21 protein-coding genes are annotated in these 21,055 nt (G+C 62.0%); 12 read left to right on the forward strand and 9 right to left on the reverse strand.

Annotation, left to right across the window (positions count from 1 at the left end; translation table 11 throughout):
* Nucleotides 1-36: 36 nt before the first annotated feature.
* Nucleotides 37-978 (reverse strand): electron transfer flavoprotein subunit alpha/FixB family protein, encoded by a 942-nt coding sequence (locus tag DKK67_RS10595; RefSeq protein ID WP_111496309.1) that lies wholly within the window; start codon nucleotides 976-978, stop codon nucleotides 37-39.
* Nucleotides 979-1,728, reverse strand: a complete 750-nt coding sequence (locus DKK67_RS10600) for an electron transfer flavoprotein subunit beta/FixA family protein (RefSeq protein WP_111496310.1) — start codon at nucleotides 1,726-1,728, stop codon at nucleotides 979-981.
* Nucleotides 1,729-2,498: 770 nt separating this feature from the next.
* On the opposite strand from DKK67_RS10600, the gene DKK67_RS10605 reads away from it, so the two are divergent.
* Nucleotides 2,499-4,151: an electron transfer flavoprotein-ubiquinone oxidoreductase gene (locus DKK67_RS10605; protein WP_111496860.1), complete on the forward strand. Its 1,653-nt coding sequence runs from the start codon at nucleotides 2,499-2,501 to the stop codon at nucleotides 4,149-4,151.
* A 138-nt stretch (nucleotides 4,152-4,289) separates the two neighbouring features.
* Here the strand turns inward: DKK67_RS10605 and DKK67_RS10610 are convergent, their stop codons facing one another.
* Entirely contained in the window at nucleotides 4,290-4,751 is a 462-nt protein-coding gene (locus DKK67_RS10610) for an FKBP-type peptidyl-prolyl cis-trans isomerase (protein WP_111496311.1), read from the reverse strand.
* A 234-nt stretch (nucleotides 4,752-4,985) separates the two neighbouring features.
* Nucleotides 4,986-5,549: a DUF1285 domain-containing protein gene (locus DKK67_RS10615; protein ID WP_111496312.1), complete on the reverse strand. Its 564-nt coding sequence runs from the start codon at nucleotides 5,547-5,549 to the stop codon at nucleotides 4,986-4,988.
* Nucleotides 5,550-5,871: 322 nt separating this feature from the next.
* Here DKK67_RS10615 and DKK67_RS10620 point away from each other — a divergent pair, with 322 nt between their 5' ends.
* Nucleotides 5,872-6,999: an aminotransferase class V-fold PLP-dependent enzyme gene (locus tag DKK67_RS10620; RefSeq protein WP_111496313.1), complete on the forward strand. Its 1,128-nt coding sequence runs from the start codon at nucleotides 5,872-5,874 to the stop codon at nucleotides 6,997-6,999.
* 3 nt (nucleotides 7,000-7,002) lie between these two features.
* Here the strand turns inward: DKK67_RS10620 and DKK67_RS10625 are convergent, their stop codons facing one another.
* The 4 genes from DKK67_RS10625 to DKK67_RS10640 all read right to left on the reverse strand — a co-directional run bounded on the left by DKK67_RS10625 (nucleotide 7,003) and on the right by DKK67_RS10640 (nucleotide 10,361).
* Nucleotides 7,003-7,458, reverse strand: coding sequence for a SixA phosphatase family protein (locus DKK67_RS10625; protein ID WP_111496314.1), 456 nt, complete (start codon nucleotides 7,456-7,458; stop codon nucleotides 7,003-7,005).
* A gap of 55 nt (nucleotides 7,459-7,513) precedes the next feature.
* Nucleotides 7,514-8,584: an NAD(P)H-dependent glycerol-3-phosphate dehydrogenase gene (locus DKK67_RS10630; RefSeq protein WP_111496315.1), complete on the reverse strand. Its 1,071-nt coding sequence runs from the start codon at nucleotides 8,582-8,584 to the stop codon at nucleotides 7,514-7,516.
* A gap of 102 nt (nucleotides 8,585-8,686) precedes the next feature.
* On the reverse strand, nucleotides 8,687-9,175 hold the full coding sequence (locus DKK67_RS10635) for an STAS domain-containing protein (protein ID WP_111496316.1): 489 nt from the start codon (nucleotides 9,173-9,175) through the stop codon (nucleotides 8,687-8,689).
* Nucleotide 9,176: 1 nt separating this feature from the next.
* Nucleotides 9,177-10,361, reverse strand: a complete 1,185-nt coding sequence (locus tag DKK67_RS10640; protein WP_111496317.1) for a PP2C family protein-serine/threonine phosphatase — start codon at nucleotides 10,359-10,361, stop codon at nucleotides 9,177-9,179.
* Between the two features lie 270 nt (nucleotides 10,362-10,631).
* On the opposite strand from DKK67_RS10640, the gene DKK67_RS10650 reads away from it, so the two are divergent.
* Nucleotides 10,632-12,101 carry an HD domain-containing protein gene (locus tag DKK67_RS10650; RefSeq protein WP_111496319.1) on the forward strand — a complete coding sequence of 490 codons (1,470 nt, stop codon included), beginning with the start codon at nucleotides 10,632-10,634 and terminating at the stop codon, nucleotides 12,099-12,101.
* On the opposite strand, the gene DKK67_RS10655 is transcribed toward DKK67_RS10650, so the two are convergent.
* Complete coding sequence (locus DKK67_RS10655) at nucleotides 12,098-13,111, reverse strand: NAD(P)/FAD-dependent oxidoreductase (RefSeq protein ID WP_111496320.1); 1,014 nt, start codon at nucleotides 13,109-13,111, stop codon at nucleotides 12,098-12,100. The genes DKK67_RS10650 and DKK67_RS10655 overlap by 4 nt on opposite strands.
* Nucleotides 13,112-13,229: 118 nt before the next feature.
* Here DKK67_RS10655 and DKK67_RS10660 point away from each other — a divergent pair, with 118 nt between their 5' ends.
* From DKK67_RS10660 to xthA, 9 genes are all read left to right on the forward strand, one after another.
* Nucleotides 13,230-14,195: an acyl-CoA desaturase gene (locus tag DKK67_RS10660; RefSeq protein ID WP_111496321.1), complete on the forward strand. Its 966-nt coding sequence runs from the start codon at nucleotides 13,230-13,232 to the stop codon at nucleotides 14,193-14,195.
* The gene (locus tag DKK67_RS10665) at nucleotides 14,192-14,626 is read left to right on the forward strand and encodes a nuclear transport factor 2 family protein (RefSeq protein ID WP_111496322.1); all 435 of its coding nucleotides are present in this window, start codon (nucleotides 14,192-14,194) and stop codon (nucleotides 14,624-14,626) included. The genes DKK67_RS10660 and DKK67_RS10665 overlap by 4 nt, the downstream gene beginning before the upstream one ends.
* Complete coding sequence (locus DKK67_RS10670; protein WP_111496323.1) at nucleotides 14,623-15,417, forward strand: SDR family NAD(P)-dependent oxidoreductase; 795 nt, start codon at nucleotides 14,623-14,625, stop codon at nucleotides 15,415-15,417. The genes DKK67_RS10665 and DKK67_RS10670 overlap by 4 nt, the downstream gene beginning before the upstream one ends.
* The gene (locus DKK67_RS10675) at nucleotides 15,414-16,682 is read left to right on the forward strand and encodes an NAD(P)/FAD-dependent oxidoreductase (protein WP_111496324.1); all 1,269 of its coding nucleotides are present in this window, start codon (nucleotides 15,414-15,416) and stop codon (nucleotides 16,680-16,682) included. Before DKK67_RS10670 ends, DKK67_RS10675 begins: the two co-directional genes overlap by 4 nt.
* Nucleotides 16,679-17,569: a DUF1365 domain-containing protein gene (locus tag DKK67_RS10680; RefSeq protein ID WP_228160572.1), complete on the forward strand. Its 891-nt coding sequence runs from the start codon at nucleotides 16,679-16,681 to the stop codon at nucleotides 17,567-17,569. The genes DKK67_RS10675 and DKK67_RS10680 overlap by 4 nt, the downstream gene beginning before the upstream one ends.
* Complete coding sequence (locus tag DKK67_RS10685; RefSeq protein ID WP_111496325.1) at nucleotides 17,557-18,807, forward strand: SAM-dependent methyltransferase; 1,251 nt, start codon at nucleotides 17,557-17,559, stop codon at nucleotides 18,805-18,807. The genes DKK67_RS10680 and DKK67_RS10685 overlap by 13 nt, the downstream gene beginning before the upstream one ends.
* Nucleotides 18,808-18,811: 4 nt before the next feature.
* Nucleotides 18,812-19,354, forward strand: a complete 543-nt coding sequence (locus DKK67_RS10690; protein WP_228160573.1) for a DUF2878 domain-containing protein — start codon at nucleotides 18,812-18,814, stop codon at nucleotides 19,352-19,354.
* Nucleotides 19,351-20,121, forward strand: coding sequence for a hypothetical protein (locus tag DKK67_RS10695; RefSeq protein WP_111496327.1), 771 nt, complete (start codon nucleotides 19,351-19,353; stop codon nucleotides 20,119-20,121). Before DKK67_RS10690 ends, DKK67_RS10695 begins: the two co-directional genes overlap by 4 nt.
* 105 nt (nucleotides 20,122-20,226) lie before the next feature.
* The gene (gene xthA / locus DKK67_RS10700) at nucleotides 20,227-21,039 is read left to right on the forward strand and encodes an exodeoxyribonuclease III (RefSeq protein ID WP_111496328.1); all 813 of its coding nucleotides are present in this window, start codon (nucleotides 20,227-20,229) and stop codon (nucleotides 21,037-21,039) included.
* The last annotated feature ends 16 nt before the right edge of the window (nucleotides 21,040-21,055 follow it).

Genomic DNA, 21,055 nt, shown 5'->3' on the forward strand with positions numbered 1-21,055 from the left:
CGCCGATTGGCGCCCTTTTCTCGTTGAATCAGTCGATTACAGGACTTTCTTCAACTCTTCCTCCAGCTGCGGAACCGCTTCGAACAGGTCCGCGACCAGGCCGTAATCGGCCACCTGGAAAATCGGGGCTTCCTCATCCTTGTTGATCGCAACGATTACCTTGGAATCGGACATGCCCGCCAGGTGCTGGATCGCGCCGGAGATGCCGACGGCGATGTACAGCTGCGGCGCCACGATCTTACCGGTCTGCCCCACCTGCATGTCGTTCGGCACGAAGCCGGCGTCAACCGCGGCGCGAGAAGCACCGACAGCAGCGCCCAGCAGGTCCGCGACTTTTTCCAGCATCTGGAAGTTGTCGCCGTTCTGCATGCCGCGACCACCGGAGATGACGATACCGGCGCTGCCCAGGTCCGGACGATCGGACTCGGCCAACTGCTCGCTAACGAAGGAAGACAGGCCTGCGTCGTGGTCACCGTCTACGGTCTCAACGGAAGCGGAACCGCCTTCACCGCCAACCGGGTCGAAAGCGGTCGGACGCACGGTCACAACCTTGATGCTGTCGGCGCTCTTAACGGTCGCGATGGCGTTACCCGCGTAGATCGGACGCACGAAGGTGTCTTCGGATTCAACGCGGATGATGTCGGAGACCTGAGCCACGTCCAGCAGCGCGGCAACGCGCGGCATGAAGTCTTTACCGGTGGTTCCGGCGGCGGCGAAGATGTGACCGTAGTCCTTGCCCAGGTCAGCGACCAGCAGGGACAGGTTCTCGGCCAGGAAATGACCGTACGCCGCGTTGTCGGCTACCAGAACCTTGTTCACGCCGTCGATCTTGGCCGCGGCCTCGCCTGCGGCGCCGCAGTTCTCGCCGGCTACCAGAACGTCGATGTCACCACCCACAGCCTTGGCCGCCGCGACGACATTCAGGGTCGCCTGCTTCAGGCTGCTGTTGTCATGTTCAGCAATTACAAGGATGCTCATTTAGATCACCTTCGCTTCGTTCTTCAGTTTGTCGACGAGTTCTGCCACATCGGCCACCTTGACGCCGGCCTGACGGGAAGCCGGAGCCTCAACCTTCAGGGTGGACAGGCGCGGGGCCACATCAACGCCCAGATCGGCCGGGCTCATGTTGTCGAGCGGCTTCTTCTTGGCTTTCATGATGTTGGGCAGCGAAGCGTAGCGCGGCTCGTTGAGACGCAGGTCGGTGGTGACCACCGCCGGCAGGTTCAGGGAAACCGTCACCAGACCGCCGTCGATTTCACGGGTCACGTTGACTTTCTCGCCATCAACAGCCACTTCGGATGCGAAGGTGCCCTGGGCCATGCCCGTCAGAGCGGCCAGCATCTGGCCGGTCTGGTTGTTGTCGGTGTCGATGGACTGTTTGCCCAGGATGACCAGCTTGGGCTCTTCCTTCTCGACCACCGCCTTGAGCAGTTTGGCAGCTTCCAGGGACTGGACTTCTTCTTCGGTTTCAACATGGATACCGCGGTCGGCGCCGAGGGCCAGTGCGGTACGGATCTGCTCTTGAGCAGCCTTGGGACCAATGGAAACCACAACGATTTCTGAGGCAACCCCTTTCTCTTTCAGGCGAACCGCTTCTTCAACCGCGATTTCGCAGAAAGGGTTCATCGCCATCTTGACGTTGGCAAGATCGACGCCGGTGTTATCCGGCTTGACGCGAACCTTTACGTTGTAGTCGATTACACGTTTAACAGCGACCAGAACCTTCATAGATTCCTCGTTCTTCTACGATGGGTTTAAGACTTGCAATCATCGGTGTCGGTTCCGGCGGCGCCGAACCCGGTCACACCAGTGATTCCTGTCGCGTCGATTCGTCCGCGGACCAATCGTACGGTTTCATAGAGGTCCTTCTACCCGGCCTTTCCAGCTCTTTGTTCCAGACCTCTCGAGGGTGTTTCAAAACGACAGTGTTGCAAACCTACAGCGTTTGAACACGGCAATGCCTGAACACCTCGTTCAACAACCTCCCAGTACCAACCATGCAGGCGGCGGAACCGCGAATACACGTTGAACAGTGGGGCTGTTACACTTGGCCCCTCAGTAAAAGCGCCCTAATACTGACGACAATCCCCAGGGGGGTCAATAGCTCCACAGGCATCGTGGAGCCGTCGTCACCGGCATTGAAGCGGCTTTAACCAGTACCAATGGCTTATGCATTTAAGGCCAAGGGTTCGCCACAATGCTATCAGGCTACGGCAATTTCAAACAAACGTTTGTTTGACTTTTATTATATTGTATCCTTTGTGGCCGTTGCACAAGCGTTGCGGCGGTATCACAGGCGTTTGTCGGCGATACCAAGGCTACTATATAATCTCGCACAGCGATTTACCAATACCGCTGTGCGAACCAGGTGACTCATCGGTTTCTTGTGTTAACCGGGCTCACCCTACTAAAACGAGAGACAACAGGATTCTTCTTCGCCGCCTCTATAGATGCGCGTCGAATCCCAAGATCCACAAAAGAAGTATGAGGAGACCAACGTGGAACGCGAATCGATGGAATTTGATGTTCTGATCGTCGGGGCGGGCCCGGCCGGGCTGTCCGCCGCCTGCCGCATCATGCAGATGGCGCAGGAATCCGGCGAAGAACTCACCGTATGCGTCGTTGAGAAGGGGTCGGAAGTCGGCGCCCATATCATGGCCGGTACCGTGTTCGAGCCGACCGCCCTCAACGAACTCTTCCCCGACTGGAAAGAGAAAGGCGCCCCGCTGAACACCCCGGTCACCCGCGACGACATCTTCGTGCTGCGCGGCCAGGATTCGGCCACCAAGGTCCCGAACGCCTTTGTGCCGCGCAACATGCACAACCACGGCAACTACATCATCAGCCTGGGCAACCTGTGCCGCTGGCTGGCCGAGCAGGCCGAGGGCCTGGGCGTGGAAGTCTACCCCGGCTTCGCCGCCGCCGAGACCATCATCGAGGACGGTCAGGTCAAGGGCATTATCACCGGTGACATGGGCGTGGCCCGTGACGGCAGCGAAAAAGACGGCTACATGCCGGGTATGGAGCTGCGCGCCAAGTACACCCTGTTCTCCGAAGGCTGCCGCGGCCACCTGGGCAAGAAGCTGATCGCCGACTTCAAGCTCGACGAAGGCAAGGACCCGCAGCACTACGGCATCGGCATCAAGGAGCTGTGGGACATCGATCCGGCCAAACACGAGCCGGGGCTGGTCGTTCACACCACCGGCTGGCCGCTGAACGAGTCCGGCTCCACCGGCGGCTCCTTCCTGTACCACCTCGAAGGCGGCCAGGTTTACGTCGGTCTGATCACGGACCTGTCCTACAGCAACCCGCACGTGAGCCCGTTCGAGGAGTTCCAGCGCCTCAAGCTGCACCCGGAAATCAAGCAGTATCTGGAAGGCGGCAAGCGCGTTTCCTACGGCGCGCGTGCCATCACCAAAGGCGGCTACAACGCCCTGCCCAAGATGAGCTTCCCGGGCGGCCTGCTGCTGGGCTGTGACGCCGGCACCCTGAACAGCTCCAAGATCAAGGGTTCCCACACCGCCATGAAGTCCGGCCTGTTGGGCGCCGAAGCGGTCTTTGAAGCACTGAAGGAAGGCAAGTCCGGTGAGGAAATTACCAGCTTCGCCGAGCGTTTCGAGAACAGCTGGCTCTACAAGGAGCTGTACGACGAGCGCAACTTCGGCCCGGCCATGCACAAGTTCGGCAACATCGTCGGTGGCGGCATCGCGTACCTGGAGCAGAACGTCCTGCGTCGCAGCCTGCCGATCACTTTCCACGACACCACACCGGACTACGCCACCCTGAAGCCGGCGGACCAGTCGAAGAAGATCGACTACCCGAAGCCGGACAACACCCTGACCTTCGACCGTCTGTCCTCGGTGTTCATCTCCAACACCAACCACGAGGAAGATCAGCCGATCCACCTGAAGCTGACCAACCCGGACACCCCGATCCAGGAGAACCTGCCCAAGTACAACGAACCGGCTCAGCGCTATTGCCCGGCCGGCGTGTACGAAGTGGTGGACGCGGACGATGGCAGCGGCAAGCGGTTCCAGATCAACGCCCAGAACTGCGTTCACTGCAAGACCTGCGACATCAAGGATCCGGCCCAGAACATCACCTGGGTGACACCGGAAGGCGGTGGCGGTCCGAACTATCCGAACATGTAAACCCCGTTCGGTAAGCATGAAAAAGGCGACTCCCCGGAGTCGCCTTTTTCGTTTCCGACTTCATAATGCGTTGAGCGCCCATTCGGACATAAAAAAAGCGGCTCCAGGAGCCGCTTTTCGTGACCGAGCGAGTCGATCTTAGTGCGCGTGACCGTGCTCGACCTCTTCTTCGGTCGGCTCACGCGTTTCGACGACTTCCACGTCGAAGTTCAGGGTCTCACCGGCCAGCGGATGGTTGGCATCGATGGTGACGGTCTCTTCCTCAACCTTAACCACGCGAACGATCTGGGGGCCGCCCGGCGTCTGAGCCTGGAACTGCATGCCCGGCTCGATGGTGTCGACACCTTCGAATGCGGAACGCGGTACCGGCTGGACCAGCTCTTCGTTCACTTCGCCATAACCTTCGGCGGGATCAACGGAAACCTGTACCTTGTCGCCTGCGTCCTTTTCATTCAGCGCTGATTCCAGGCCGCTGATGATGTTCTGTGCACCTTCCAGATAGGTCAGCGGCTCGCGACCTTCCTCGCGGGAAGAGTCGAGCTGCTCGCCCTGTTCGTTGGTGAGCGTGTAATGGATGGTAACAACACGAGGTTGGGCCATGTGTTCTCCTTGCGTGTCGCAATGACTGTGTATGTGTAGCGGCAATCGAAAGTGGTCTTGAACAGCCGGACTGCACAGAGTGACTAACGACAACCATCCTCGTTAGAGAGCAGGGCTCGATAACAAGAGTGTAAGTCTGACAGCGTAACAAACCATGCGCTGACGTCGCTACCAGAGATGTCGGCGGAGCCCTCGCTTTTCAACCCTCTCCGGCCAATTCAGGGTAATTTTTTTTCAATCACTGCTGCCCAGCTCGAAAAATGCGCCATCACTCCACACGCCCAACATGGACGAATCGTGCTCAGCCGGCACCACACAATCGGCCAGCTCGTAGTAGGCCGGTGTCGCCAGTCGCGCTTCCACATCGTGCAGCACCGTGACCACCGGGCGCGGCTCGCCGTCGGCGTAGCTACCAAGCTGCAGCGGGTGCTCCCCGCCAACGACCAGCGATTCGCCGGTGTTGAGGGTCAGGCTGAGCACCTGGTCACGGCCTTTCCCGCTGACCTTCAGGCTGTGGGCGATCAGTGGCGCGTCTTCAACCCGCAGGTGCCACTTCTCCACCGGCGTCACCAGGTAGTATTCGCCGTCGGCTTCGCGACGCAGGATGGTGGCAAACAGCCGCACAAGGGCTTCCCGCTTCATGGGCTCACCCCGATACAGCCAGGTGCCGTCGCGCAGGATCTGGATATCGATCTCGCCGGACAGCTCCGGATGCCACTGATCGAGGGGCGGACGCCCTTCCAGAGATTCGCGGATCTCCTCTAACTGCGCCTCAATGCGTTTGGTGTCGTCTGTCATCTTCTCTCCCGCTATTTTTCGGTACAGCCCTTGCCTGCCAGGGGAGCCGTGCCAAGCCGCCCGGTCTTGTCCGACGCAGGCGCGTCTTTGACGACCGCTCACCCGACGCATGGTCACGTCGAAACACGACATTGTCCAGTTCAGGTTGCCGATAAAGACATCTGTCCCGCTGAACAGCCGGAACAGTCAACAGCGCTTCGCCAGGCGACCGGAGAAGCGGCTCGGTGCAATCGATGGCCCCCGGTCTGTGCCCGTCGCCAGGACGGTGTGGTAGTGTCGACGGGTGACTCACCAAGCCGTCATTGAAGGAAACCAAACAACCATGGATTTGCAGCAGGAATTCAATCTCGATCCCGACATTGCCTACCTGAACCACGCGGCCGTGGCGCCCTGGCCGTTGCGGGCCAGCGAGGCGGTGATGCGCTTCGCCCGGGAAAACGCCGGGCGTGGCGCCCAGCATTACCCGCAATGGATCGAGGTGGAGAACCGCCTGCGCCGACACCTCGGCAACCTGCTGAACGCGCCCTCACCGGACGATATCGCGCTGGTGAAAAACACCTCCGAAGCGCTTTCCTTCGTCGCCGGCGGCCTTGCCTGGCAGTCCGGCGATGAAATCATTATCTCCGACCAGGAATTCCCCTCAAACCGGATTGTCTGGGAAGCCCTGGCGGACCAGGGTGTTGTCGTACGAAGCGTCAGCCTGGACGGAAACGATCCCGAGGGCGACCTGGTCAATGCATTCAACGACAGAACCCGCCTGCTGGCCATCAGCTCCGTGCAGTACGGCACCGGGTTCCGGGTGGATCTGACCCGCCTCGGCGCCGCCTGCCGCAAGGCCGGTGTGCTGTTCTGCGTGGATGCCATCCAGAGCCTGGGCGCGATACCCATGGACGTGCAACGGGACTGTATCGATTTCACCATGGCCGACGGCCACAAATGGCTGCTGGGCCCGGAGGGACTGGGCGTTTTTTACGTGCGTCCCGACCTGCGCGAGCAGCTCCGCCTGACCGAATTCGGCTGGCACATGGTCGAGAAACGCAGTGACTTCAAGCAGACAGACTGGACGCCGTCAGGCACCGCCACGCGCTTCGAGTGCGGCAGCCCCAACATGCTCGCCGCCCATGCGCTGGAAGCCAGTGTTGGCCTGCTTCTGGAGTACGGACTGGAAAACGTGCAACGGACGATTGAGGCTAAAGTCGACAGCCTCGCGGGACGCCTGCAGGGGATCGATGGCGTGGAAATCCTGTCGGACCTGTCACCGGAACGCCGCTCGGGCATTCTGACGTTTCGGATTCAGGGCCAGGATTCGGAATCCCTCTACCAGCGGCTGATGGCCGACCGCGTGGTCTGCGCCAGCCGTGGCGGCGGTGTTCGCTGGTCGCCCCACTGCCACACCAGCGACGCGTCGCTGGCACTTGCGGTGGAACGACTCGAGAACCTGCTGCGCTGAGATCTAACCGAGAAACTGGGCCCGCAGGTCGCCGCACCCGGGCCCGACGATGGGCATGTCCAGCACCACCGCCTGACTGGTCATGAACGGGATACCGCGCCGGTGGCCGTCCACCAGCAGCGTGGATAGCGCGCCCACCAGCGGCATATGCGAGACGATCATCAGGGTTTCCGGCAAATCGTCTTCGATAAGCAGCGCATCCAGGCATTGGCCGGGATCGTCATCGGGCGTCAGGAACGGTCGCTCGATCACCGGAACGTTGATGACGCCACTGACGATGGCAGCCGTCTGCTGGGCACGGACCAGCGGGCTGCACCAGATCAGCTGCGGCCGCCAGCTGGACGAGGCAATCTGATTGGCGACCGTCCCGGTGGCGAAGCGTCCCGCCTCGGTCAGTTCCCGCTCCTGGTCCAGACTATGCCAGCCCGCCTCGCCGTGACGCATGATGATCAGATTCACGTGCCGCTTCTCCGATAGTGCAGGTTCTTCCACGCTTTGCGCGCGCCAAGCGCGCTCAGGACGATGCCGTACGTGGCAGTATGAACTCGACGTCGGAGTTCTGCACCGCCGTCATCAATCCCCGGATCACATCGTGAATCGTGGCATCGCTGTACAGGATTTTGTAGAGCCCGCCCACTAACGGCATGGGCACGCCCATGTCCTCGGCCTTCTCCCTGACCAGCTGCAGCGTGCGGATGCCCTCAGCCACCTGCCCCAGTTCAGCCACGGCGTCATCCAGTTCCTGACCCTGGCCGACGGCGTAACCAATGCGGAAGTTGCGGCTTTTCGACGAGGTGCAGGTCACGATCAGATCGCCAACCCCGGCCAGGCCCATAAACGTCATGGGGTTACCGCCCAGGCTGACGGCAAACCGACTCATTTCGGCCAGGCTGCGGGTGATCAGCATGGCGCGGGCGTTCTCGCCCAGCTCAAGGGCCGACGCCATGCCGGCGATAATGGCGTAGATGTTCTTGAGGGCGCCTGCCAGCTCGACGCCGTAAACGTCGACGTTGGCGTAGACCCGGAAATATTTGCAGCCCAGCAGCTCCTGCACTCGGTTGCGAACGTCCGGGTCCTTGGCCGCAATCACCGTGGCGGTCAGGTCCCGCTCGGCGATTTCCTGGGCCAGATTGGGACCACTGAGCACGCCGATGCGGGTACGCGGGATTTCTTCCTGCAGGATTTCGCTCATCAGGCGAAAACCCTCTCGCTCGATCCCCTTGGTCAGGCTGACGACGACCTGCCCGTCTTCGAAGTCCGCCGCATGTTCGCGGATGACCGTGCGAAACGCCTTGCTGGGGATGGCCAGAAAAACGGCCTCGGCGCCGTGAATAGTGGCTCTGAGATCGGTAGTAGGATGGATATCGCCCTCGAGCTTGAAGCCGGGCATGTAACGGGTGTTCTCGCGCTGGCTGCGGATCTGTTCCGCCTGTTCGGCGTCACGCATCCAGAAACGGACATGGTGGCCGTTTTCGGCCAGCACCTTGGTCATGGCCGTCCCGAAGCTGCCGCCGCCCAGAACGGCGACCTGGCGTCCGGATTCGGAGGACGCGCGGGCGGATGACTCGTTATTTTTTTCAGACATGGGGTTTCCGTGGTGGTGTCCTGGTCCGGCGTGGGCCACTCAGGCCCGGCTTGCCACGGACAGATCCGCCCGACAGGGACGTCTTGAGCGGTCGGTCCGGGGTCAGTGCTCCTCGCACTCGAGGGCCCGCACCAGATTCTTGAATTCTTCCCGGTTGCGGCTGTTCATGCCCATCAGCACACGGTGGGCATCAAGCACTTTATCGCGAACCTGCTGTTCGCTGGCCCGCAGCACCGGAATCTCTTCCAGTTCCTCGATGCGCGAGGCGGGCTCACGCACGATGATAAAGATCTTGTCGAAACCCATCGAGGTGATGATGCGGGTCACATCGGGATTGGTGGAAATCAGGGTCGGCAGGAAATGGCTGCGTTTTTCCGCAGCTATAGCAATCTTGGCAAGCAGGCCCAAGGTGGTGCTGTCGATGATATCGGTTTCTGTCAGATCGATCACCACCGTACGGAATTCCGGATTATTGGTGATCGAATCGACCAGGTTGTCCAGCGTCGAACACAGGTTCAGCCGGATTTCGCCGATAAACTTGAGGAGGTAGATCCCCTGCTGTTCGGCTTGCAGTATCTTGTAACTAGACATGTCAGTTCGCCACTACGTCCGTCACTGTCACGATCGCAATATCGTCCGGCAATTCGGTGATGTCATCGAGGTTAAGGGCATCGCTCAGCGATGCGATAGTGTGACGACCTCCGGAGACGACTTCAAGTAGTCTCATCTCCTTTTCATGGAGGTTTTTCGCCTTGATAACCTCAAGGATGCCATCGGAAAACAGCAATAACCGGAAGCCTTCGTTCAGCGGCGTTTCGTAAATCTCCCACTTGGGATCCTCGAACAGCCCCACCGGAAGCCCGGTTCCTTCCAGGAAATGCGTACCGCCCGGCCCATTATCAAGGATGGGCATCGGAAAATGCGCACCCACTGCGTAAGTCAGGCTCCGCTCCCGGTGGGAGATAATGCCGGCGAACACCGTCAGGTGCTTGCCGAGCCCGGTGTCCAGCAACTCCGAGTTGATGCGTTCCAGAAACCGGTCCGGATACAGAATGTCGTCACTGGACCCTCTCTTGACGTTACGTTGCAGGCGGTTGGTCAGATTCTTCAGCAACACGGTGACGAACGCGGAGCTGGCGCCATGGCCGGATACATCGGCGATATAAACCAGGGTGCGATTCTCATCCAGCGGAAAGTAATCGAGAAAGTCGCCGCTGAGGTACAGCGAGGGTTTGATCATGTGGTCGATCGACAGCTCGGTGGACTCGAAATGCCGGTCCGGCAACATCTTGAGCTGCACCTTGCGGCCGGCCCGCTGGTCGGCGCGCAGTTCCGATATCCCCGAGCGCAAGTCCCGATTGGCGCTTTCCAACTCTTCCCGATAGACCTGATTAAGCCGCGACACCCGCACCCGGTCGAACAGTTTGGACAGCACGTCGTCCAGCGACACCTTGTCGGTAAAGGGCTTGATCACGAAATCGGCGGCGCCGGCACGCAGCGCGGAAACCACTTCCTCGGCCGAAGTGGCCGCATGACAGGCGATGACCGGAATAAAGGTTTCCTCGTCATCGAGCCGGCTGTTCAGGCGGGCAATGACGCCGGCCGGCACGTCGGCAAAAATGGCGTCGGGCAGCGCCTCGTCGATGGCCCGGGAAGCATTCTCGAGATTGTCGTGGATGCTGACGTAAAAGCCGCGGGACTCCAGGAAACGGTCCAGTTCCTTCGCGGCCTCGGGATCCGGATCAATAATCAGAATGCGCTCGGTGCGCGATCCCATTTAGACTTCCTCCGAGAACATTCGCTGCACAGACAGAATGACGGCGCGGAAACCAGCCGAAGCGCCGGACGGGAGGCCACCGAACAGACGCACGGCGGGCATAACGCAAGGCATACCGAAACGGCGGGCGAACTCACAGACGCCGCAGAACACCACGACTTGCCACAGATTCGACGCTTTCAGGGGGTCACCAGCCATTTCAGGGCCTCTTTATATCCGCTATTCTGGCACGGCGGCCACATATAACAAGCCTGAGGAGACCTTCAACGGATGCGACGCGCGATAGATGATCTGCTCGGAGCCTACGACAAGCTCATCATGGACCCGGTCCACGGCGGGATTCCCCTGTACCGCCACGAGATCCAGGTAATCGATCATCCCCTCTTCCAGCGCCTGCGCAACATCTGCCAGAACGACATCCTGAGCCTGGTTTTCCCCGGCGCCACGCATTCCCGTTTCCTGCACAGCATCGGCGTGATGCACGTGGGCAGCCGTATGTTCCGCGCCATGATCAATGCCTACCTGCGCGAACGCCAGCTGAGCAGCCAGGTGGAGCTGACCCTGACCCAGCTCGACGCCCTGGATTACCTGGCCAAGACCATCCGGCTGGCGTGTCTGCTGCATGACAGCGGCCACTCCAGCTTCTCCCACCAGTTCACCCAGGCGCGTCGCATCAAGGATCTCATGGCCCGCCCCGACCGGTTCCAGAACCTGTGGCACGGCGTTGACACCAGCACACTGTACGACGCCGTTCCCGACGAACTGGAGCACGAACACTACTCCGTCCGGGTCGCCTGGGATGTGCTGGAGAGCGTGGATCTGGCTGAGGCCGGGCTGCACCGGGAAGACGTCCTGGGCATCATGGAAACCACCAACGTGCAGCCGTCGGACACTTTCTGCCGTCACGCCGAGACGTTCTGGTCGTTCATTGCCGGGGCCGACGCCAACGCCGGCGCCCTGGAATCCGCCTCGACGCCGCGACTGGTGATGGATCTGCTGTCGTCGATCGTGTCCGGGGAGATCGATGCGGACCGGGCCGACTACATGCTGCGTGACGGCTTCCACTCGTCGGTCACCATCGGCGGCTTCAACCTGGACCACCTGTTGAGCAACCTGCGCTTCGGCTGGACGGTGGATGAGCCCTGGCTCGGACTGGCCATCACACAGAAAGGCCTGGGGGCGCTGGAGGATTTCGTCTACAGCCGCTACCAGATGTACCGCAAGGTCTACGCCCACAAAACGGCGCTGGGCTTCGACTGGCTGCTGCGGGAAGCCATCAACGAAGTGCTGGAGGATCCGGACACGTTCGACTGGGTCGACCTGTGCCTGAGCCGGATGGACTATTTTGCCGAGCTGACCGACAACTTCTTCTGGGAGGCATTCCGGCGCAAGGCGCGCCAGCAGCCGCACAGCTATTCCAAATGCATCGTCGACCGCGTCAAGCTTGAGCATCTGGATACCCGCGAAAACCTGGAGAACGACCGGCTGAACAATCACTGTGCCGAACTGGCCACGATGCTCGAAACCGATCCCGCCGAAGTGGTGACTTGCACCATGCGCGCCCGCTTCTCCAACATCCAGGACAATTTCAACGGCATCAAGGTGCTGATGCGCGAGCCGGTGAGCCGCAAGCGTCACCTCAAGCGCATCACCGACGTGAGCGCGTTTTTCTCCAAGTTCGGCGACGGCACCATCACCCACTTCTACCGCCGCCCGGCGCTGCTGCGCGACGACGCCTAGCGCATCGCCCGTACCAGGGCTTCGGCGCTCTCGAAGGCGCCTTCGACGCGACCGCCCTGCAACCAGTCGCCGCACAGCCCGAGGCGCTGGGCATCATCCCAGACGTAGCCGGGCGGCCTGGAACCGGCGACGGTGCGGGCATACAGCCAGCGATGAGTCAGTGTCTGAAACGGGGCAGTCGCGACGCCGGCCACCTCTGCAAACGCCGCCAACAGGCGCTCGGTCACCCATTGCGGGTCCGCGTCCTGGTGGCGTTCCGACCAGTCGCTGCGGGCGTGCAACACCCACCACACGTCATCCCCGGCGCGTCCGGGTTTGCTGCTGTTGTTGGCGGCCCAGTCCAGTACCGGGTGACGCACGCCGAGACCGTCCGCATCGGTACAGGGGTTATCGGCAAAACAGGCGGCCACCGCCCAGCAGGCCGCCAGCGGGTGATCGTCGAACAGCCCCGGCGCGCCGTCCAGGTCCAGCCCGGAATCCGACAGCAAGGTGCGCGTCTGCGCCGGTGGCGCCGTGACCAGCACGGCGTCGAACGGGCCATGCCGGCCGCCGGCGGTGTCTTCCAACAGCCATTGCCCGGCATCGCGGGTCAATCCGGCCACGCGGGTTTCCGCCCGCACGTCGAGATGCTGCGACAGCCGGCGCGAGATCGCGGTCATTCGCGGCACGCCCACGTAGCGCTCGGTTGCGTGGAAATTCGCCCATTGCCCCTGATCACCCTGGTGGCGCAGGCGCCCTCTCCACTCGGCGTAGCTGTCCGGTCCGGCAAAATCGTCCAGAAACTGGCGGAAAACAGGATTGCGCACCGTGAAGTACTGGGCGCCAATGTCCACCGCGCCGTCCCCGGTGCGTTTGGCGGCGAGGCGGCCGCCCGGGCCACGGCTCTTCTCGAACAGGGTGACCGCCTTGCCGGCCTGCTGCAGAAAAATTCCGGCGCTCAGGCCACTCAGACCTGAACCGACGATGGCAATCGACCGTATGGATTCTTTGACTGACTGGTGCTTTTTCATTTCAGGGCAGGTGCATCCAAATGTTTGGTTTTAAACGTATAGTGTGCGTCGGTGGGCCAATCAACCCGCCGGGCTCCGGACAACAGCGTCCATCGCCGTACTGGAAAGGCAGTAGATTATGACCCGAGTTCAGCATTGGCTATACAGCATTCAGAGGTGGTTCGATTCCGAGGCCCATTCGGATCAGTTGGACCGCCAGTCCCGCTCCTTCAACCTGGTCCGGGTGCTGCCTTTCGTGGCGCTGCACCTGGCGTGCCTGCTGGCCTTTTTTACCGGCGTCAGCGGATTCGCGCTGGCCTTTGCGGTGGGCTTTTTCCTGGTCCGCATGTTCGCGATCACCGGTTTCTATCATCGCTACTTCTCTCACAAAACGTTCAAAACCAGCCGTGGCTGGCAGCTGATATTCGCCATCATGGGCGCCAGCGCCGCACAGCGGGGCCCGCTGTGGTGGGCCGCACACCACCGCCACCACCACCAGCATTCCGACGAGCCTGAGGATCTGCATTCGCCGCAACACGGCGGCTTCTGGTGGTCTCACATCGGCTGGTTCACCTGCGACGCCGGCTTTGCCATGAACGAGAAACGCGTCGGTGACTGGCTCAAGTTTCCAGAACTGCGCTTTATCAACCGCTTCGACGCGCTGGTGCCCGCCTGCTGTCTGGCCCTGATCTACCTGCTGGGCGAAGCGCTTGCCCTCTGGGCACCAGGGCTCGGAACCAACGGTCCGCAGTTGGTCGTGTGGGGCTTCTTCATCTCAACGGTCGTGCTGTTCCATGCCACCGTGTCGATCAATTCTCTGGCCCATGTCTGGGGCAGTCGCCGCTTCGAAACCGAGGACGACAGCCGAAATAACTTCTGGCTGGCGCTGATCACCCTGGGCGAGGGCTGGCACAACAATCACCATCGCTGGCCACGCTCCGCGCGTCAGGGCTTCCGCTGGTACGAGATTGACGTGACCTACTATGTCCTATGGCTGATGGAAAAGGCGGGCATCATCCACGATCTCAACCGTCTGCCCGAAGAAGTGCACCAGGAAGCCATCGACATTGACCAGGCCCGACGCCAAGAAAGGGAGGCCGTATGAACACGCCCCGGGACAACTGCCTTGAGCGCTTCCAGCGCCTTTTCAACCAGATGTCGGCCCATCAGCTCGGCGAGCTGGAGGCAGTCTACGACCGTGATGTGGCGTTCACCGACCCATTCGTCACGCTGTACGGCCTGGACGCACTGGGCGACTATTTCACCGGCGCCTACGCCAACGTCATTGAGTGTCGCTTCGAGTTCGACGGGGCCGTCGATACCGGCGACCAGGTCGCCCTGCCCTGGATCATGACCCTGCGCCACAAACGGATTCGCCGCGGCGAGCCGGTACAGGTCCAGGGCATCAGCCATTTGAAACTGGGCAGTGACCGTATCCTATATCACCGGGACTACTTTGACGCCGGCCAACTGCTCTACGAGAACCTGCCGCTGCTCGGTTCGGCGGTACGCTGGATCCGGAAGTACGCCGCATGAACCACGTGAGACTGCAACACCCCACGTCGATCTGGCTGACCGGCGCCTCGTCGGGCATTGGCGAGCACCTGGCCTTGCAGCTGCTGCACGACAGCCATCACCTCATCATCACCGGACGCCGACGGGAGCCGCTCGACGCCATGGCGGAAGGCTTTCCCGGCCAGGTCACGGTTGCGCCTGCGGACACCACTGACCGCGACGCCCTGTCGGCGCTGGGCGACGTCTTTACCCAACAGGCGCCGCTGCAGATGGCCATCCTCAACGCCGGCACCTGCGAGTACCTGGACGTTCAGGCCTTCGACGCGAGTGTGGTCGAGCACAACGTGGCGATTAACTTCAGCGGCACGGTCCGCAGCGTCGAAGCGGTACTGCCGGCGCTCCGCGCGGCCCGACGCCAGGGACTGCCCGCCCGGATCGTGATCGTCAGTTCTTCGGCCTGGTGGTTCCCCTTCGGCCGCGCGGAAGGTTATGGCGCGTCCAAAGCCGCGCTGACCTACTTTGCCCACTCACTGCGAGCCGACCTGGCTCACGAAGGGATTGAGGTGACCGTGGTGTCTCCCGGCTTCGTACGCACACCGTTGACCGACCGTAACGACTTCCCGATGCCCGGCCTGATCGAAGCCGACGAAGCCGCATCCCGAATCATGCACGGCCTGCGCAAAGGCCATCGGGAGATCCATTTCCCGAAACGTTTCACCCTCACCCTCAAGCTACTGGGCGCCCTCCCGCAGCGCTGGATCGATGCGCTGGCCGCCCGTATGGCAAGACCGAACAAGGAAGACACTCCATGACGCAGCGCCAGCGTGTAGCGGTTATCGGCGGCGGCGTGTCCGGGCTCACCAGCGCCTGGCTCCTGGCCGATCATCACGATGTGACGCTCTTTGAAGCCGCCGACTACGCCGGCGGCCACACCCATACCCGACCAGTCGAACTGGGCGGACGCACCTGGCCGGTCAACACCGGTTTCATCGTGTTCAACGACTGGACCTACCCCAACTTCATCAAGCTGATGGAACGGTTGGGCGTCGTCCACGAGGAAAGCTCGATGAGCTTTAGCGTCGACTGTGACCGGAGCGGCCTGGAATACAACGGCACCAGCCTCGACACCCTGTTCGCCCAGCGCTGGAACCTGCTCAATCCGCGATTCCTGCGGATGATCCTGGAGATCCTGCGTTTCAACAAGCAGACCCGCTCGGATCTGGCCAAAGGACGCATCGGCGACGACGAAACCCTGGGCAGCTATCTCAATCGCCACCGTTTCTCGCGCTACTTCCGCGACTACTACATTGTGCCCATGGGCGCGGCCATCTGGTCGGCGCCGGAGATCACGCTGGAGCAGTTCCCGCTGCGCTTTTTCCTGCAGTTCTTCGAGAACCACGGCATGCTGTCGGTGGACGACCGCCCCACCTGGCGCGTCCTCAGCGGCGGCTCCGCCAGCTACGTCACGCGCATGATGGACAAACTGGGGCCGCTGACCCGGCTCAATTCACCGGTCAGTTCGGTCAAGCGCCATTCGGACCGGGTAGAGATTACCGTCAACGGTAACGTGGAGACCTTCGACCAGGTAATCCTGGCCTGCCACAGCGACCAGGCCCTCACCATGCTGGACGACGCCAGCGACGCGGAAGCGGAGATCCTGGGTGCCATCGAGTATCAGGACAACGATGTGGTGCTGCACACCGACGCGTCACTGCTGCCCACCGCCCGCAAAGCCTGGGCCGCCTGGAACTACTTCATCCCGCAGCACGCCACCGAACCGGTGTCGGTGACCTACAACATGAACATCCTGCAGAACTTCCACGACGCTCCGGAAACCTTCTGCGTCACGCTGAACCGGACCGATGACATCGATCCGGAGCGCATCATCGAGCGATTCCGCTATGCCCATCCGGTGTTCACCCTGGACGCCGTGGCCGGGCAGCAACGTTACGAGGAGATCGGCGGGACCAACCGGACCCACTTCTGCGGCGCTTACTGGTTCAACGGCTTCCATGAGGACGGGGTGCGCAGCGCGGTGCGGGTTGCCAACGCGTTTGGCGCGGAGTTGGCGGCATGACCGACCGGGCGCTGCGCAGTCACTGGCTCGAAGGCACCATACGCCATCGCCGCATGACGCCGGTGCGACACGTCTTCAGCTACGACACCGGCATGCTGGCCCTGGACCTCGACGACTGGTCGCGCATCGGCGACTGCAGCCGCCTGCTCTCCCGGGAGCGCTTCAACTGGCTGTCGCTGAAGCGCAGCGACTACTTCGCCCCCGAGCGCAGCGACCTCAAGCAGGCCATCGCCGACCAGGTGGAGCAGGCCACCGGCTGGCGTCCGACCGGCCGAATCGAGCTGATAACCCATCCGCGCTACCTGGGTTACGTGTTCAACCCGGTCAGTTTCTATTGCTGTTACGACGACACCGACGATCCAACCGCCGGCGCGCTGCCGCGGGTCGTGGCCGCCCAGATCACCAACACGCCCTGGCACGAACGCCACCTGTACTGCCTCACCGGCGCGCCCGTTACCACCACAGACGCCGGTTGGCGCAGCCAGCGCTACAGCTTCAGCAAACGCTTCCACGTCTCTCCGTTCAACCCGATGGATCAGGAGTACCGCTGGCTGTTCAGCGCCTGCGACGATCAGTTGCGCATCCACATGAACGTCCTCCGGGAAGGCCAGAAGGTTTTCGACGCCACCCTGGCGGTCCAACGCACCCCCCTGACACGTATATCCATCAGACGACACGTGCGGCGATTTCCCCTGGAATCGATCAAGGTGGCAAGCGGCATCTACTGGCACGCGCTTAAGCTTAAAATCAAAGGCGCCGTGTTCCATACGCATCCGGACAAGCTCGCCCCCAACGACCCGGCCCACCGGCTGGGACACGACGATCAGGGCGAGCGCGTCGATCCCGCAGTACCCGGAACAGGAAAGGTAAGCTCATGGAGAACCTGAACACCCAACAGCAGACGTCCAACCGATCGCTCACGTCGGGCCTGGCGCGACGACTGGTTACCGGCCAGTTCGAGCAGCTCAAGGCGGGGACGCTGCGGGTCAGCGAAGCCGGACAACCGGACGCGGTCTTCGGCGACGGCGACAGCCAGTATCCGGAGGCGGAAATCCGCATCCACGACGCGTCCACCTGGCGTGATCTGCTCACCGGCGGCAGCATCGGCGCGGCGGAATCCTACGTGGCCGGGGACTGGACCTCCCCCGACCTGACCGCCCTGCTGCGCTTCTTCACGCGTAACATCGACCGGATGAACGCCTTTGAGGACCGGTTCAGCTGGATCAGCAAGCCAGCCCTCAAGGGCCTGCACTGGCTCAACCGCAACAGCCGCACCGGCTCGCGCAAGAACATCGAGGCCCACTACGACCTGGGCAACGCCCTGTTCGAAACCTTCCTCGATCCGACGCTGATGTATTCGTCGGCGATCTACCCGGACGAGGCTGCCACGCTGGATGAAGCCGCGGTGTTCAAGCTGGACCGGATCTGCCGCAAGCTCGACCTGCAGCCGGGCGACCGGGTGCTGGAGATCGGCACCGGCTGGGGCGGTTTTGCCATCCACGCGGCGACGCACTACGGCTGCCATGTGACGACCACGACCATCTCCCACGAACAGCACGAGCTGGCCCGCGGGCGCATCGAAGCAAAGGGTCTTTCCGACCGGATCACACTCCTGTTCGACGACTATCGCGACCTGACCGGCCAGTACGACAAGCTGGTGTCCATCGAGATGATCGAGGCGGTGGGGCCGCAGTTCCTGGACAGCTACTTTGCCCAGATCAGCGACCGGCTCAAGCCCGGCGGCGAGGCCCTGATCCAGGCCATCAACATGCCCGAGCAACGCTACGAGCGGGCGCTGCGTAACGTGGACTTTATCCAGCGCTACATCTTCCCGGGCAGTTTCATCCCCTCGTTCGGCGCCATGCTGGGCTCCGTCCGCAACGGCACCGAGCTGGTCCTGACGCAGGTGGAGGACTTTGGCCTGCATTACGCCCGCACCCTCCACGATTGGCGGGAGCGCTTCATGGACGCCCGCCGCCAGATTCGCGAACTGGGTTACGACGACCGCTTCATTCGCCTGTGGGACTTCTACTTCAGCTACTGTGAAGCGGGTTTCTCGGAGCGTGCCATTGGCGTCGCGCACGTCCAGTTCACCAAACCGGGCAGCTCACAGGCCCCACATTAATCGCATGACTCATCACACCGCCATGATCCGCCACGACTTGCTGCGCAACGTCACCAACTTCGCCCTGTTCCAGGTCGGCTGGTTCGCCTGCGTGCTGTTCCCGGGTGTCGGCGCGGCGTTGCTGGCGCTGGTCATCGTCGGCGCCCACCTGGCTTTCGTCAGTCAGTCGCGGATCGCGGAGGCGCGGTTTATCCTGCTGGGCACCGCGGTCGGCTCGTTGCTGGATGGGCTCTGGTTTCGCCTGGACGTCCTGGCCGAGCCGGGCACATTGCCCCTGTGGACGCCGATCTGGCTGGTCGGCCTGTGGGCCGTGTTCATGACTACCCTGGCCCACTCCCTGGCGTGGGTCGGCGAACGACGCTGGCTGCCCTACGTGCTCGCGCCCCTGGCCGGGCCCTTCGCCTACTGGAGCGCCACCCGGCTGGGCGATGTGCGCTTCCCGGAAACCCTGCCCAGCCTGATTGCGCTGGCGATCGGCTGGCTCATCGTGTTTCCGGCGCTGCTGGCGATCAAGCAGCGTTTTTTCAGGGAGATCACTCCGGCATGAAAACAAACAGATTCTGGCTGACGGCCGTCGGATTCGTCGCGACCTCCGGCGTGTCCGCTGCAACGTTCACCTTCACCGGTACGGCACAAGCCCCGGACCAAAGCGCGCTGTACGAAGAACGCCACACCGTGGAGGGCACGTGTGAGGCGGGCCAGTTCCGGCCCCGCGACCACCAGGTCGATTACATCGCCCTCAATGAAAGCCTGGGACCGCGCAACGAGGTCTTCGCGCGCAAGGATCTGGAATACGCCTCGGACCCGCTGCGGCCAACCGTCGACTTCACCCAGAGCCCGTTCCAGGAACGCATGCGGATCCGCAACGTCGATGACCGCTTGGCCAGGATCGACTGGCAGGAATCGTCCGGCGACCGCGTCAACGAGGAGGTCCCGCTGTCGGATAATGCGGTCATCGACGCCGGGTTCGTACACCTGATTCAGAAGCACTGGGCCGCCCTGAATCAGGGGCGCTCCGTCGACTTCGAATTCCTGGCACCGACCCGGGGCGAGAGCTACCGGTTTGTCGCCGAACCCACCGAAAGCGACACCCTGGACGCTCACCTCGTCGTGTCGATGCGCCCCAGCCAGATGTTCCTGCGCTGGCTCGTCGACCCCATCCTGCTGGGCTTCGACAGCGAGGGCCGGATCGTCCGCTACCAGGGCCTGGGCAATATCCGCAAGAATCTGGACGAGAACTATACCATCGACCTGCGTTATCGATACGGCGAGTCGCCCTGCCCGCTGGTCACCGGCAGCGCCACCGGCGATTGATCGCAGGGAGTGACCGCAACGGTCACGGGGGCCCTTTGTGTCATCACCGGCTATGGTAGACTCGGCGACAATCGATTGTTTATCAACGCAGGAAGCCCATCGTCCATGATCGTCGTTTCGTTCAACGTCAACAGTATCCGCACGCGACTCCATCAACTCCAGGCCGTCATCGACACCTACAACCCGGATTTTATCGGCCTGCAGGAGACCAAGGTCACCGACGAGGAGTTTCCGGCCGACGACATTCGCGCCATGGGCTATGACGTGCAGTTCTTCGGACAGAAGACTCACTACGGCGTGGCGTTGATGTCCCGCCATACGCCCGAGAGCGTGCAGAAGGGCTATCCCTGGGACGATGACGACGCCCAGCGGCGCTTTATTGCGGGTCGCTACGTTGTCGACGGCCAGGCAATCACCGTCATCAACGGCTATTTCCCCCAGGGCGAGAGCCGCGAGCACCCCACCAAGTTCCCCGCCAAGAAAAAGTTCTACGCCGACCTCAACCGTTACCTGGACGAAAAAACGTCGTCCGACGAGCCCCTCATCGTCATGGGTGACATGAACATCTCACCGCAGGACTTGGACATCGGCATCGGCGCCGACAACGCCAAGCGCTGGCTGCGCACCGGCAAGTGCAGCTTCCTGCCGGAAGAGCGGGAGTGGATGGCGACGCTGGAAGGCCGGGGCCTGACCGATGTCTTCCGCCACCTGCATCCGGAAGAAGCGGACACCTTCAGCTGGTTCGATTACCGCAGCAAGGGCTTCGAGCGAGACCCGCGCCGGGGCCTGCGCATCGACCTGATCATGGCCAATAACGCCCTGCTGCCCAAGGTCAGGCGGTCCGGCGTCTCCTACGATATACGCGGCATGGAGCGCCCGTCGGATCACTGCCCCATCTGGGCCGAATTCGACATCTGATCGGCGCCACGGCGCC

Origin of the sequence: Marinobacter bohaiensis (assembly GCF_003258515.1) — a bacterium.
Classification (GTDB): domain Bacteria; phylum Pseudomonadota; class Gammaproteobacteria; order Pseudomonadales; family Oleiphilaceae; genus Marinobacter_A; species Marinobacter_A bohaiensis.